General features: G+C 73.0%; 1 protein-coding gene. It reads left to right on the top strand.

Going from position 1 to position 311, the window contains the following annotated elements; all coding sequences use genetic code 11:
• The coding region (locus tag IF45_RS31850; protein WP_157846495.1) for an acyltransferase domain-containing protein at positions 1-311 on the top strand (311 nt) is incomplete at both ends.

Raw genomic sequence — 311 nt, 5'->3', positions numbered from 1 at the left:
CAGGGTTCGCAGCGTGCGGGGATGGGCCGGGAGTTGTACGAGCGTTTCCCGGTGTTCGCGGAGGCGCTGGACGCGGTGGTGGCCCGTCTGGACACGGGGCTGGAGCGTTCGCTGCGGGAGGTGCTGTTCGCGGAGGAGGGCTCCGGGGCGGCGGCGCTGCTGGACGTGACCGGGTACACGCAGCCGGCGCTGTTCGCGGTGGAGGTGGCGCTGTTCCGGCTGGTGGAGTCGTGGGGTGTCGCGCCGGAGTTCGTGGCGGGGCATTCGGTCGGCGAGATCGCGGCGGCGCACGTGGCGGGGGTCTTCTCGCT

It is taken from the genome of Streptomyces albidoflavus (genome assembly GCF_000719955.1).
In the GTDB taxonomy this organism is placed as follows: Bacteria; Actinomycetota; Actinomycetes; order Streptomycetales; family Streptomycetaceae; genus Streptomyces; species Streptomyces albidoflavus.
The sequence above is the reverse complement of the archived record's forward strand: the minus strand, read 5'-3'. Positions and strand labels throughout refer to the sequence as shown.